We start from the raw sequence: 14,034 nt of genomic DNA, 5'->3' as shown, positions 1-14,034 counted from the left end.
TGACATGCCTCTGCTGAGTTAAAGCGGCGGTCCATGAAACCACCTCCCGCATTATTGCACACACTCACATTTTTAGCGCTGGCCTGCGGCCTCCCGCTGGCGGCCCAGGAGCAGCCCAAGACCGAACAAGACACCAATGCTTTGGCGAAAAAAGCAGCCAAGACGCAGAATTCAGCCGGTGGTGCCGTGCTTCCTGAAGTTGTCATCGTTGCGTCCCGCAGCGAACAGTCAGGCGCGGATGTTCCAGCCTCCGTCACCGTGCTGGATAAAGATGCCAGCGTTTTCTCCCTCGCCACCAGCATGCGCGACTACGCACGTTATGAGCCCGGCGTCAGCGTTCCTTTCGGTGTCGGTGGTACTGGCCCTGCCGCCAACTCCCGCGCTGGCACTTCCAGCATCAACATTCGTGGTCTCGATGGCAACCGTGTCCTCATGACCGTTGACGGCATCCGCCAGGCAGATCAGTTCACCTTTGGTGGCTCATACAACGTCGGTCGTGACTTCGTGGACGTGGACTCCCTCAAGCAAGTGGAAATCCTCAAAAATGCTGCCTCGTCGCTCTATGGCAGTGACGCGCTTGCCGGTGTGGTTTCCTTCACCACCATCGATCCTGAAGACCTGCTGGCGATGTCGCCCGGCGGCCTGAACTCTGTGGCCCGCCTCACCACACGCTATGACAGCGCCGACTCTAGCTGGAGCAACACCATCAGCATGGCGCAGCGTGCCGGCAATGTGGAGTTCCTGCTCCACTACACCCGCCGCGACGGACACGAGGTCGACAACCGCGGCGCTGTGCAGCCAGATCCCAGCACCTACAGTGTGAACAACTGGCTCGCCAAAATGGTGTGGAAGCCTTCTGCTCGTCATCGCTTTGAGCTGACCGGTGAGTACCTCGAACGCTCCAGTGACAACGATATCGTCAGTGCGCGTCGTGTGGTGGTGGCTGCACCAGGGTTTAATTACAATGTGAACTCCTTGCTGCTGAACGACGATCTGCGCCGCATGCGCTTCAGCCTGGAGCACAAGTATGACGCCACTGGCCTCCGTTATATTTTCGACACTCTGACTTGGAACATGTACTATCAGCTTTCGGAGACTCCGGAGCACCAGGTCGAGGATCGCGACCGCATCACCCCCACTCCTCAGGACCGCCTGCGCATCCGCGATTACCTTTATCGTCAGGATCACATCGGCACGAACTTCAACTTCACCAAGGCGTTTAAAACAGGCGCTTTGAATCACACGCTGGCCTACGGCACCCAGTTGGTCACATCCAACTCACGTCGTGTTCGTGACGCCACAGAGTACAATTTCACCACGAACACAGTGACAAACGTCATCACGCCGGACACCTACCCGCTGAAGGACATGCCAGACACGCGGACTTCCCGTGTGGGTGTATATATCCAGGATGAGATTGCCTGGGGCAGGAATCTGCGTCACCGCCTCACTCCCGGTCTGCGTGCCGAATACTACGACGTGGCCACGCATTCAGATCCGCTCTACCTGAGAGCCAGCGCCGGCAGAGCGCCTCAGGACTTCAATCAGTTCGCCCTCGCTCCAAAGCTTTCCTACCTCTTCAAGATTGACGAGGAGCACAGTGCTTACTTCCAGTATTCGAACGGCTTCCGCAACCCGAGTGGCGAAGAGCTGAACGCCACCATCACCAATACTGCGTTCGGCTATCAGACTGTGCCCAATCCGAGCCTGAAAAAAGAAACCAGCAACAGCTTCGAAATCGGCGTTCGTCGCAAAGGAAAAGAGTCCTCGTGGAATTTCGCAGGCTATTACAATCACTACGAAAACTTCATCAACAGCTTCATGCAGGTCGGCGGCACCGGAGCTCCTGGCAACCCGATCATTTATCAGAGCACCAACCTCGCCTCGGCAGAAATTTACGGCCTCGAATTCAAAGGGGAGACAACCTTCGGTTTCATTCATGAGTCGCTGGGCAACTTCGGCATCTTCACCAATGCCGCCTACAGCCAGGGCTGGGATGGTCAGAACAAGCAGCCCCTCGCGAGTGTGGATCCCTTCAAGCTCGTCACCGGTCTGCGCTATCGTCGTGAAACCTGGCAGGTGGAACTGATCTCGACCTGCTTTGCGCACAAGGGTTCCACCGAATCCACTTCCGGCGGCATCAATCAGTTCAAGACGCCAAGCGCTCTCACGGTTGATCTCGTCGGCCGCTGGCAGCTCTCCAAAAATGTCAGCCTCAGCGCGGGTCTCTACAATCTCACGAATCAAAAATACTGGCTGTATCAGAACGTGCGTGGTGTCGACGCTAACAATTCACAGCTCGACCGTTACACCCAGCCCGGCATCAATGGCCGTGTGGCTTTGACAGTGATCTTCTAACACATTTTGAGTCGGCACTTAGGTTGGTGTTCGAGTCATTCAAGCGGGCGTAGCGAGTGGTGTCGCTACGCCCGTCTTTTTTACGCTGCGGGGCAGGGGCGGGGCAAGATCAGCATTGCACATCCGCATTTCTCATCCATCCTCCGAAGTCTGATGAACCTCAAACCTGCCAGCCGAATCGCGATTCGTGCCGTTGTAAAAACGGTCCGAGCCTTTTGGCATGCCTAACAACACGGTTTGAGGAACCTGCGCAAAGCGCGACCATCATCAAGAGACAGAACAATCAGATATGATGCAAGAAGGTAGCCCTCATACCGGCACCTCCATGAGCACCCCTGAGATACAACTCCAATACCATCCCCGGCGCGGCGCGCAGGCGATGTTGCTTTCGCTCACCTGCTTTTCTGGCAATGCCCTGCTGCTTAAAGAGCTTGCCTCCCATCGCCACATTGATCCGTGGATGTCCATGACCTTCCGCGCGGTGGTTGGCCTGCTTTTGACTGTCATCCTCTTTGCCCCTTCAGGGTCGCTGAAACTACGTCGTTCGTTTCAAAGCTGGCTTCTGGCCTCCCGTGGTGTGCTGGGAGCACTTGGCACGGCGGCATACTACACCACCATCGGGCCGCTCGGTGCTGGCAAGGCCACGCTCATTGGCAATACCTGGACGATCTTTGCCGCGATCATGGCCGCCTTCGTTTTGCATGAGCGGCTTGGCTTGGTGAAGCTCTTTGGCATCCTGCTGGCGCTCACCGGTTTGAGCCTGCTCACTGGACTCGCACCAGGTACCATGGCCCAGTTTGGACATCACGAAATGATCGCGCTAACCGGCGCTGTACTCGCCGCCGCAGTCGTCGTGGTGATTCGCCAGCTCACCCGCACGGAGACCAGCGCCACCATCTTTTCATCCCAGTGCATTTACGCGCTGCTCCTTTCCCTGCCGCTTGCCGCAGCACATTTCACGTCGTTGAACACCATGGACGTGGTGCTGCTCCTGGCTGCGGCGTTGTGTGCCAGCATCGGTCAGCTCGCGATGACTGAGGGCTTCCGCTTTCTCTCTGTCGCGGCAGGTGGAGCCTTCCAGATGACGGTCCCCGTCGTCATCTCACTTTCCAGCATCACCCTGTTTGCAGAGCCCTTCACACTCGCGCAAGCCATGGGCGGTGTGCTCGTGCTCTGGGGCAGCTATCACACCGTCGTGGGTGGCTTTAGCAAGAAGGTCGCAGCCACCTGACTCAGAACGCAAATCCCACCGTCACATGCAGGAATCCGCTTTGCTCGCCAAGGCGCGGGTTGGGATTGTGCCCGTAGTCGATGCGGATCGGTCCAAACGGCAGCTTGTAGCGCAAGCCCGCGCCGATGGCCTCGCGGAAGTCTGAGGAGTAGGAGAGCGGCGAGGAGTTGTTCCCCTGTCCCAGACTGCCGATGTCGCCAAAGACGGCAAACTCCAAATTCGGCATGATCTCATAGGAAAATTCGGCGCTGGCAAACAGCGCCGAAGTTCCGCCCAGCGGTGTTCCGCCCGGAGTCACGGGGCCGAGCTTGCGCTGGCCGAAGGAGCGAACGCTGTACGGACCGCCGTTGAACACGCGGCTGTCGATCGGGATTTTATCGGCCGTTGCCCCTTGAATCGTTGAAAGCTCTGCGCCGGTGGCGAAGCGGAACTTCTTAGTGATCGGAATGTACCATGCACCACGCAGATCGGAGCGTATAAAGCTCACGCCCGAACCCAGCGCGTCGTTGGAGCTCTCGATCCGTCCCGAAATATACCAGCCCTTCTTCGGCAGCACCGGGCTGTCCCGGCGGTCATACATCACGTTTCCCCCGATGTTCATCAGTGAGTAGTTGGCAGGGCCCGTCTGCGGCAGCGTAAGATTCGTGGAGCTGACCGTGTTTGCCGTCGCGCCCACGAACAACGAATAGCTCAGTGCCTGATTCCGCCGGCGTGCCACATCCAAACTCAAGGATGTGCCGATTCGATCATACTCGAAGCGGTTGAACTGCTCCAGCGCGAGTCGTGTCGTCGTCGAATACTGTGAATTGAAGACCGCAGGGTTGGTCAGGCTCACAAAGCCCACCGGACCCGCCATGCTGTAGCTCAGTTCCGCCGCCAGCGTATTGCCCGTGTCACGCCAGTTCGTGTTCTTGTACGTCACGCCTGCCTGGGGTCCGAGGAAGGTGTCAAAACCTGGCTCAAACCCCAAAGTGACCGGTTGGGTCTCTTCGCCCGTGATGCGCAGATTGCCTGCCGCCATGTCGCCATTCTCAGGCAGTACCTTGGTGTCGAGCAGCGCAAACATCCCCGTGTCCAAAGCTCGCTTGAAAAGGAAGTCTGCCTCCGCTGCTTCGTAGATCTGCCCCGTCAGGGGTTTGAATTTGGCCATCAGCACGCGCTTGGCACCACGACTGAAAGCTTCATGCGTCGTGATACGGGCGATCCTCACACGCTCACCGGCCTGTACACGAAACACCACATCCACTGCGCCCCCGGATTTGCCCAGTGTGTACTCCGCCGTCGTCGCCGAATGCAGCCAGCCGTGTTCAGAGCAGATCGAATCCAGCCGCTGTTGGATCAACTGCACCCGCGCTTCATTGAAGGGCGTACCGCTCGCCTCCGTCATCTCCGCCTGCGTCAGTTTCTCTAACTGCGGTGGCGATCCCGTGATTGATGTCTGGCCAAAAATAAACTTCGGCCCCGGTTTGATCTCCAGCGTCAGATCTCGCCGCATGTCCTTGCCCGTGGTCGGTGCGGGCAGCAGCAGCGTTTCCGCATTCAGGTAGCCTTCGGCACGCAGGCGCCGCTGCACCAGCCCTGCGCCCTGCTCCATGTCTGCCTCCACCCATTGCGGCAGTTTTTTGTCCACATCCTCGCGTTCCAGCGTTGGCTTCATCAGGTACTTTTTCAGTTCCTCCTCCGGCAGCGGCAAATCACCTTTCAGTGTCACGGTTCCCACGCGCACGGCCTTGCCCTGCTTCACGTTCAGTTCGATGCCGCCCCTGGCCATTTTCCACGCCGTTTCAGCGTCCGGCCATCCCTCGCGGATGAAATGCTGCCGCACAAAAAACGCCAGATCATCCGCCAGCGGCTCGCCAGCTGGACCGTTGCCATTCAGCGTGAGCTGATCCATCAGCATGCTGCGCAGATCGTCCCAATGCTCTTCTTCCACGCCGTTTACCTTCACCGTCGTCTGGCCAAGATGCACCTCATGAGACCACGCGGATCCCATCAGGCTAAACAGCGCCAGCAAAATCAGCCGGGCGCATAGCAGCCGGCTTCCATTTTTCATGCTGCTTTCTCGATTCATCATTGCGTGTCCTCATCCATGGCTCTCGCTGCCTTGCCAAATTTCAGCACATAGCCCAGTAGCGCCTTCATGCGTCCCGTTTGCGAAAAGCGGGCGATGAACCTCACCTTCGGCGTGATCTCGTACATCGCCTGCACGCTGTCACTCGAACGATCGGCTCCTGAGGGATTGAAAGTCGTGTGCAGTTTTGGCGGATCGGGGCTCACCGTCTTTTTCTTGTTGAAGATTTTCCGATAGGTCTCGGCGATCACGATAAAAGCTGCGCGCGTTATCGCCTCGCTCGCCATCTGCGAATTGTCGCCGCCCAGCGTCATCCCCGTTCCTAGCAGTGTCACGATGTCTGCTTCCGACAGCGGCGGCGAACTGGTAAAGCGTGTCTTCGGATTCGACGCATCCCCATAGACATACAGTGTGATGTCATGGCTCCCCACGCGTGATTCCCCCCGCACATCGAGCTTGGGCGTGAATGGATTGTCCGGATTCATCGTCACCACGCCCTTCGTGATCTTCAGCAGGCTGAACGGCAGCTTCAGCACCATGCGGTCCACATTCGCAAAGCCCGTCACTCGCGGTGCCGCACCCGTGCCGCCGACCGCAATGTCGGCCGAGATGGCCCCATTCATGAGATTGCCCGCGATCACCACCGGATCACGCGTCCTCACTTTCAAGTCGAATGTCCAGTCCTGCAGCATCGGCGGCAGTGTCAGATTTTGCTCGATCTTTGAGGTTGAAGGCGGTGGCGGTGGCAGTTTTTCGCCCTGCTCAATCATGCCCATGACATTCGGCAGCAGGTTCACTTCTTGGAAAACACGGCCTCGCACGATCTCCACCGTGCCGCTCACGCGTGCCGCCTTCAGAGTGCCCACGCACGCGACGTCTGCGTTTGCACGCACGCTTGAGGTCGGGTTCCGCATCACCAGCGCCTCACGTGCTTCCACCTTGAGATCAAATCGTGGGTCCTGGGTGTTGGCCGCATCCAGCATTCCTCCCAGCCGCACCTTCCCACCGGCCAGCGTCACCGAAATGTTTTCCAGCGTCACCTTGCGATCATGGGAGTGTATCTTCACGCGCAGATCACGCACGCTCGGCATGTCCGCGCTCACGAAATCGATCGTCGGCGCATCTAGATCGAGCACCGAATCAATCAGCGGTGCCCTCACCGTGCCGCCTACCGTCGCATGCAGTTTCAATTTCGCTGGCACTGACCGCAGCATGTCAGGCGCAAACTCACGCGCAAAACTCAGATCGCTCTCTGGCAGGTCCAGCGTCGCCTTCAATGGCAGGTCCATCGCAAGTGCGGGCTCCTTGACCAGTTTCGTCAGCACCACCGGCACTGTCGCCTTCAATGTCAAAGGTTTCAGCGGTGCCTGCACCGCAGTCACATCAAGCACCAGTTGATTCGCCTTCAACGTCGCGAGCACATCGACGATGGCCGGTTTAAATGATTTCGTCAGTCCAGGTGCTTTCAGCTCCTTAACCCCCACCTTCACGGACGCATCCATCGTATCCAGCCGTCCGCCGATCTTCACCTCCATGCTCAGCAGCCCCGGCGGCACACTCTTCACACCCGCTGCCGCCGCGATGTCATGAATCGGCAGCTCTTGCGCATTCAGCACCACATCCAGCGGTACACCTTTCACCACTTCGGTTTGCATCACATCAAACGGCGCATGGGCATGCCCGCTCATCAGTTGCCGGTCCTTCTGCCAAAAACTCAGCTCGCTCAAATGCGCCTCCTTGTTCGTCACCGTGCCCTTGGTCAGAAGCTTCCACGGCCCCAGCACTGCCTGCATCGTCTCGATCTGCGCCGTGGTGCCGGCAAACGTCGTCTTTAAATCCACATCCGCCGCCTCCGGCATTCCCGCCACCTTCACCTTCGCCGCCTGCATCTCGACGCTGCCTTCACCGCGCCACGGGCTCGCGTCGCCGCTCATATTCAGTTTCACCGCCAGACTGCCCGACTCAATGGCTGGCGCTTTCACGGCGGCCAGTAGCGGGTTCAAGCTCATGAGCACCGGCAGCGCGATGTCTCCATTCAAATCAAAACCCCACGGTGCCTGCAGCTTCGCCTTGCCCTTCAGTTCGATGTGGTTCTGCACATCCACCACGATGCGGCATGGCTGCAAGGTGGCTTCTCCCTTCGCCACCTTCACCTTCATCTCGACCACCGGTAGCGGTGCATTGTCAAAGCGCCCCTCCTTCACACTCAGATCGACCTCGGCGTCCATATTCATCACATCATTCACCTTGAAGGCTGCTTTGCCCGCTATGGCGATCTTCGCCATCATCGGTTTCTCCAGCGGCGCTAGCCCCACCGTTTGCATCAAAGCCATAGGATCATCAAATTGAATGCGCCATGCTGCCTCCACAGGCATCGCATCATCCATCATCATCGTCGCATTGAGATCTACGCGATTTCCAGCGCCTAGCATCAGCGCAGGCACGCTCACTTTCGCCTCCTTGCCATCCAGACTTAAGGTCACGCCTAATTGCGGCAGCTTGTAGCTTTCAAAGCCCAAGTCTGTCCCATTGACCTGCGCCGCGACCTTCGTCGGTGTGGCACCGATTCCCTTGGCATCCGCCGTGAGTTCGATCAAGCCGCGTGCCGGTGGCGGCTTCGCCAGCAGTTGAGTCACATCGGCAATCTTGGCCTTCACCTTGGCTGTCCACGGCGACTTCATCACATCCTCGGCCAGCTTCGACTCCATCTCCGCCACCACTTCATTCACACCGCGCAGCACCCTCAGCTCCTTCACACGCGCCACGCCATCTTTGACCTCCAGCGTGGTCGTGATCGAGTCCAGCACGGCGCCCGCAGCCCGCACCTCAGGAATGCTGATCTTCCCATTCGCCGCCAGCGTCATCGGTTTGGTCGGATCGCCCTCGGCGTGCAAATCCACACTCACCGGCCCGAACTCGACGCCCTCCGGCAGCTTGATCGCTGTTAGTTCGCTTGAGGACAGGTCGCTCACGTGCACATCAACCTTCGCCTGCATCTCACCACCAAACAGCCCGCGCGCCAGCGTTTCCACGACCAATGCAGCTTTGCCCATCCCCACATCCAGTTTCACACTCGCTGCATCCTTGTCCCATTCGCTCAAATCCACCGCGAGTGATTTCAGCTTCGCGCCATACGGCAGATCAAGTCCTGTAACTTTCAGCGTGCGCTCTCCCCACTGAACCTGCGCTTTTACATCCACGACGCGCACATCTCCCGGCTCCATCTTGAACTCAGCGAGCTCAAAAATCCCCGGCATGCCTTCGCCCACCCGCAGGCTCAGGCCACGCACCGTGATCTTGCGCCCGTCTGCGAGAATCACCTCGGTATTCACGTTTTCGATGTCGATCGTCTTCGGCCATACCAGTGGCGGCGGCTTGCCTGATGGCGGCTGCTTCACCTCCACCACCACCTTTTCATCCGTGGCCAGCTTGCGTAGATCCAGCGCCACATCCGCGTCCTTCACCACCACACTTTTCACAATGTCGACGTTACGGGTCTTGAGAAACGTCCAGGCATCGTAGTTCACCTCCACCTTGCCAATCGTCGCTCGCTCCACCAGCGACCCGCTGGCTTCGATGTGATTGAGCTTTAAATCCCGCAGCACGGACCCATCCCCCTGCCACTTGATCTTGATCCCCGCCACCTCAATACCCCGCTGGCCGCTGTAGCCCACCGCCCAGCGCAGCAACGATTCATGGAAAACGACCGCCAGCACCAGCAGCGCAAAGCCAGCTAGGAGCAGTCGTTTCATCCATCTCCACCAGCGGCGGGTCTTTTTGGGAACATCAGAAGGCACGCTCATTCGATGCCTTAAATCGCAGCAAGTTCAATGCTAGCCGTGAATCCTTTTATCCTTCTTCATTTCGCCAGTTCTTCCTCAGTCCACAGCGCAGTGCGGTTCGTAGTGGCATCACGCACGGCTTTCACCTGCTCAGGTGTCACGGCTGGGGCCTTGTTGTTGAAATTGGCCCGCAAATAGCTTAGCACATCGGCCACCTGCTGATCATTCAGCCCCATGGGGGGCATCGGCAGCAGAGCAAGTTGCTTGAATTCCTCGCCATTCACGCGAATCGGCCCGGTGAGTCCATGAGTCAGCATTTTGATCAAACGCACCGGATCTCCTGCAGCCCAGTCACTTCCCGCGATGGAAGGATAGATGCCCGGCAGCCCCTTGCCCTCTGGCTGGTGGCAGTTCAGGCACAGCGCGTCATACACCAGTTTGCCCGGGTGATCGACCACAGCTGCCGCGCTGGCGATCTTCTTCACATACTCCGCCTGTTTGGCATTGCCGCCAAAGGTCAGCTTCGCCATCATCGGCTGAAACTGCGGCTTCAAACTCTTCACGACCTGCTTCAGCGCGTAATCGATAAACCTGTCCGTCGGCTTGTCGAGCGCCTGCACAGCCACCTCCACCGCTTCGGGCTTGGTCACATGCGCACACGCCACCACCGCCTCCAGCCGTACGCGCGGATTCTCGTCACGCACAGCCTGGGTCAGAAGTTCCAACGAATTCGTCGCCCTTGCACCATAAGCACGCACACGCGCATCCTTCGCCTTCAGCAGACGCTTCACCAGCTCCTCACGCGGCGATTCATGCGATTGAAACACGCCGCACACCTCCATCAGCACATGCTCATCATCATTCTTCGTGATGAACTCATCCGCCGCTTTCAGTACCTCCGCTGTCGGTGCATCAAACAGCATTCGCTTCGCCTGATACCGCGTCCAGCGCTCTGGTGATTTCAGTTGCTCAAGCAATTCCGTCGGCTTCATCTCCGCCAGTTTTGGCTGCTTGACAGAAGCACGACCTTTCGCCGTAATGCGCCAGATGCGGCCATGCGAGCGGTCACGGCGCGGGTCCGCATAGCTCGCCTGGTAGTGGCCGATCACCGGATTGAACCAGTCGCACAAATACATCGCGCCATCCGGCCCGATGCTCACATCCACCGGACGAAACGAAGTTTCGCTCGATTTCACCAGCTTCGGTAGCTGCGTGCTCTTGAAGCCGGAGCCATCATCTTCGAGGCGGTGCAGTTCCACCACATTGCCAAAGTAGCCGCCGATCAGCGCACAGCCCTGGATGTCATCCGGCAGCGCTTTCGTGCCGATGAATTCCAGGCTGTTCGTCTTCGGATTCGAGTCAAACAAAGCTCCGGTAGGATGGTATTCATCAGGATCAGCCAGCGCCACCAGTCCCGGCACGCTGTAGTAGCCCACCGGGCGGTCACCGCTCTTGTGAAAGACTTGGTTGTAGTCGTCAAACGCCACGCCCCAGCAGTTATGCCCCGCCTTGCCGCCGTTGAAATAAGCCTCCATCTTCTGCGTGCGCGGATTCAGTTTCCACACGCCTGCCTTTTCCAGCTTGGCCAATCCCCAGGCCGTTTCCACCCGTGAAAACGCATGCAGGCCCTGGGTGAACCACAGCGCGCCATCAGGACCATGGCAGATCGAGTTCGCCAGCTGATGCGTGTCACCAATGCCGAAGCCGGCGAGGAGAACCGTCTTCTCATCCGCCTTGCCGTCACCGTCGCTGTCCTTGAGATGCACGATCTGGTCAAAGTCGCAGACATACACACCACCCGCGCCCACTTCCACGCCCTGCACCATCGTCAGACCTTCCGCAAAGCGCGTGGATTTATCCGCCTTGCCATCGCCATCCGTGTCTTCCAGCACCAAGATAAAATCGGAAGGCTTGATGCCCAGCCGGGTCTGCGGATACGTCGGCGAGCAGGCCACATACAGCCGGCCCCGTTCATCCCAGGAAAACTGCGTCGGCTTCGCCACGCCTTCCGCCTCTGACGCGAAAAGATTCATCTCATAACCCTCCGCCACCGTGAAGGAGGCCATCTGCTGCTCCGCCGTGAGCACCGTTTCCGTGATCACGGGTGGTTCCGGCTTCGTCTCCTCCTGCACCTTTTCGCCCTTCGCCAGCGCATGAATGCGTGCATCCAGTTTCGCGACCAGCGGCTTCCGTTCTTCAAAGCTCTCCCGCAGCGACGGCGCAGCCTGCGCAGGCTTGCCAAACATCTGCGTCACGCGGTCGCCATACACGAACGACCAATTCGCCGGACGCCAGCAGTCAAACCACAGCCGGTTCTTCTCCACAATCGCCTCCCTCAGCGCAGTGAAATCATCCGCGTCGCTCGATGATGCACCGAGTTGCTGCGCCATCTCACGTGCCACCACGCGCAGGCCCAGTGCATTCAAATGCAGCCCATCGTCCGTGATGCGTGCCTTCGCGGCAGGTGCCGACAAGGGCGTGAACAGATCAACGAAGACCGCACCACGCTGTTTCGCCACCTCGCGCACCGCCTCGGCGTAGGCCTTCACATCAGCATTCCGCTCTGTCAGATCTGGCGCATGCGATGCCGTGGGCTTTTCAAACGGCATCGGCGACACCAGCACGAAGCGCGCTGTTTGGCCGCTGAACTGGTCCAGCAGCCGATGATAGGCCGACTTGAACTCCGCCAGCCGCTTCACGCCATCAAACGATTCCGTCTGCCCAAATTGTGCGATCACGATGCTCGCGCCCGCTGCATCAAGCTGCGCCTTCCAGTCGCCGAAATTCAAGTCCCGCCACTGCTCATACACCGTGTCCCCTTCCCAGGCCATCGACCGGAAACGCGGCTGCTTGGCTGCAAATGCTGTGCCGAGCACCGCTTCGAGTTCGCCGACTTTTTGATCACGCACCAGATTTTCCTGACCTGCCATCACAATCACTTCGTCCTGCTCCAGCACGAACTTGCCGCCTTCAAACGGCGCATGTTTCGCCACCGCAGTGCCAGGATTGCCAAAACGATTCAGCACATCCTTCTCCTCAGGCACCATCGCATCCGGCAGTGCCTCAATGGTGATGTTGCGGTAGGAGATCTGCGCCTTGCATTTGCCATGGATTTGCAGAGCAATAAGTCCCTTCAAATCGATGCCCGGCTCCCGCTCGGTGTAGTCCACCGTGCGCACCTTGTTCACAAACAACTGAATGCGCTGCTCCTCGGCGCGAATCTCATACTTGTTCCACTCGCCTGGTTTCTCAGCTTTCTCGATCAGTTCCTTCGCTGGCTGCAGCAGCATCTTCTTCCGCCGCGATTCATCATACAGGCAGCCCGAATAACCAGCGCCAATGTCCGCCTGATACCCACTCATCTCATTCGGCGGCTGCGGGATGCGCACGCTACGGAACTGCACGCCGCCATTCACAAAGCCCTCCGTGCCCTCCAGCTTGTATTCCAGCCGCAGGATGAAATTACGATACACCTTCTTCGAGGCCAGGAATTCATTCTGCGGATTCCCCTCCAGCGACCCGCCCACGATCACCCCATCCTGCACCCGCCAGACCTTCGTCTTTTCGCCATCCCAGCCCTTGAGCGTCTTGCCATCAAACAGAGACACCGGTTCAGCAGTGGCGGCGGAAACAAGCAGGGAAAAAAGAGCGAGCAGGGGGAGTGTGCGCATGGTTGGGAAAAAAGTAACGGGGCGCACCAAACGCGGCTGGACGCCGGATGCACCCGCAAAGTTTTACGAATACCAGCCGTGGAGCCTCCAGCTTGCGATGGCGGCAGAAGAGAGTAGACTTGGGGCATGACACTTGTTCTCCAACTGCCTGACGCATGGCAGCGGCTGCTCGGACTCGACTCTGGGAATGCAGAGACACGTGCCCGTGAGATGCTCATCATGGAAGGCTACCGTGAAGGTCGGCTTTCGCGTGGTCAGGCTGCGGAGATGCTGGGCCTGGGCTTTCATGAGACCGAGGCATTCTTGAAGAAGCATGGTGCTGAGCAGCAGCCGACATGGGCAGAACTGGAGACAGATGGTGATGCCATCCGATCCCTGCTGAAGGCATGAATGTTATCCCGCTGGTGGTGGCTGACACGACGCCACTGAACTATCTGGTGCTCATCGACAGGGCTGACGTTTTGGCAAAGCTCTTTGACGAAGTCTGGATTCCCGCAGCCGTCATGAATGAGTTGCGCCATCCCAAAGCGCCACCTGCTTTAGCCGATGGCTTCAGGCACCTCCTGCTTGGTTGCACGTGACCCAAGTCCAGCGCGTCGATCCATCCATCGCCCTCGGTGCAGGTGAAAATGAAGCCATTAGCCTTGCTCTTGAACGACAGGTGAGGGTCGTGTTAATGGACGAACGCAGAGGCCGGGCCGCCGCCCAAGCCAGAGGCCTGCTCCCGGTGGGCACGTTGAACCTGATCGATCTCGGTGACGAGTTGGGCTTTCTCGACGGCATCGCAGCATTGCAGGATCTCCGCCAAACGACCTTCCGTGCTGAAAAGACTCTCTTGGATCATTTTGAGGCGAAGCTGAAGGGCCGCAGGCAGTGACTTCGACGCATGCCACACGGTGCATGGCATGCGTAAAGATTCTG

Annotated in this window: 8 protein-coding genes; 5 read left to right on the top strand and 3 right to left on the bottom strand. The window is 58.6% G+C overall.

Translation table 11 applies throughout. The features are described 5' to 3' along the window. Window positions 1-33: 33 nt before the first annotated feature. Together PSV43_RS01625 and PSV43_RS01620 are read left to right on the top strand one after the other, a co-directional pair. Window positions 34-2,358 carry a TonB-dependent hemoglobin/transferrin/lactoferrin family receptor gene (locus PSV43_RS01625; protein ID WP_300193005.1) on the top strand — a complete coding sequence of 775 codons (2,325 nt, stop codon included), beginning with the start codon at window positions 34-36 and terminating at the stop codon, window positions 2,356-2,358. Between the two features lie 325 nt (window positions 2,359-2,683). Continuing rightward, entirely contained in the window at window positions 2,684-3,589 is a 906-nt protein-coding gene (locus PSV43_RS01620; RefSeq protein ID WP_300193003.1) for a DMT family transporter, read from the top strand. 1 nt (window position 3,590) lies between these two features. Here PSV43_RS01620 and PSV43_RS01615 read toward each other — a convergent pair whose 3' ends face one another. The 3 genes from PSV43_RS01615 to PSV43_RS01605 all read right to left on the bottom strand — a co-directional run bounded on the left by PSV43_RS01615 (window position 3,591) and on the right by PSV43_RS01605 (window position 13,113). Next, complete coding sequence (locus PSV43_RS01615) at window positions 3,591-5,642, bottom strand: BamA/TamA family outer membrane protein (protein ID WP_300193001.1); 2,052 nt, start codon at window positions 5,640-5,642, stop codon at window positions 3,591-3,593. Between the two features lie 17 nt (window positions 5,643-5,659). Next, complete coding sequence (locus PSV43_RS01610) at window positions 5,660-9,412, bottom strand: translocation/assembly module TamB domain-containing protein (protein ID WP_300192999.1); 3,753 nt, start codon at window positions 9,410-9,412, stop codon at window positions 5,660-5,662. Window positions 9,413-9,519: 107 nt separating this feature from the next. Then, a complete protein-coding gene (locus PSV43_RS01605) occupies window positions 9,520-13,113 on the bottom strand; it encodes a PVC-type heme-binding CxxCH protein (RefSeq protein ID WP_300192997.1) in 3,594 nt (1,197 codons plus the stop codon). A gap of 126 nt (window positions 13,114-13,239) precedes the next feature. Between PSV43_RS01605 and PSV43_RS01600 the strand changes: the two genes are divergently transcribed. From PSV43_RS01600 to PSV43_RS01590, 3 genes are all read left to right on the top strand, one after another. Further along, on the top strand, window positions 13,240-13,503 hold the full coding sequence (locus PSV43_RS01600; protein ID WP_300192995.1) for a UPF0175 family protein: 264 nt from the start codon (window positions 13,240-13,242) through the stop codon (window positions 13,501-13,503). After that, window positions 13,500-13,694 carry a hypothetical protein gene (locus PSV43_RS01595; protein ID WP_300192993.1) on the top strand — a complete coding sequence of 65 codons (195 nt, stop codon included), beginning with the start codon at window positions 13,500-13,502 and terminating at the stop codon, window positions 13,692-13,694. Before PSV43_RS01600 ends, PSV43_RS01595 begins: the two co-directional genes overlap by 4 nt. Before the next feature lie 95 nt (window positions 13,695-13,789). Continuing rightward, window positions 13,790-13,990: a hypothetical protein gene (locus PSV43_RS01590; protein ID WP_300192991.1), complete on the top strand. Its 201-nt coding sequence runs from the start codon at window positions 13,790-13,792 to the stop codon at window positions 13,988-13,990. Window positions 13,991-14,034: the final 44 nt, after the last annotated feature.

The organism is Prosthecobacter sp. (assembly GCF_029946185.1).
Lineage (GTDB): Bacteria > Verrucomicrobiota > Verrucomicrobiia > Verrucomicrobiales > Verrucomicrobiaceae > Prosthecobacter.
Note: the sequence above shows the minus strand (reverse complement) of the source record. Positions and strands in the feature narration are given on the sequence as shown.

What these genes read in the sequence shown, in the direction of transcription:
- PSV43_RS01590 (WP_300192991.1), top strand. Translation starts at nt 13,790, where the DNA reads ATGGACGAACGCAGAGGCCGGGCCGCCGCCCAAGCCAGAGGCCTGCTC.
- PSV43_RS01600 (WP_300192995.1), top strand. Translation starts at nt 13,240, where the DNA reads ATGACACTTGTTCTCCAACTGCCTGACGCATGGCAGCGGCTGCTCGGA.
- PSV43_RS01625 (WP_300193005.1), top strand. Translation starts at nt 34, where the DNA reads ATGAAACCACCTCCCGCATTATTGCACACACTCACATTTTTAGCGCTG.
- PSV43_RS01615 (WP_300193001.1), bottom strand. Translation starts at nt 5,642, where the DNA reads ATGAAAAATGGAAGCCGGCTGCTATGCGCCCGGCTGATTTTGCTGGCG.
- PSV43_RS01605 (WP_300192997.1), bottom strand. Translation starts at nt 13,113, where the DNA reads ATGCGCACACTCCCCCTGCTCGCTCTTTTTTCCCTGCTTGTTTCCGCC.
- PSV43_RS01610 (WP_300192999.1), bottom strand. Translation starts at nt 9,412, where the DNA reads ATGAAACGACTGCTCCTAGCTGGCTTTGCGCTGCTGGTGCTGGCGGTC.
- PSV43_RS01595 (WP_300192993.1), top strand. Translation starts at nt 13,500, where the DNA reads ATGAATGTTATCCCGCTGGTGGTGGCTGACACGACGCCACTGAACTAT.
- PSV43_RS01620 (WP_300193003.1), top strand. Translation starts at nt 2,684, where the DNA reads ATGAGCACCCCTGAGATACAACTCCAATACCATCCCCGGCGCGGCGCG.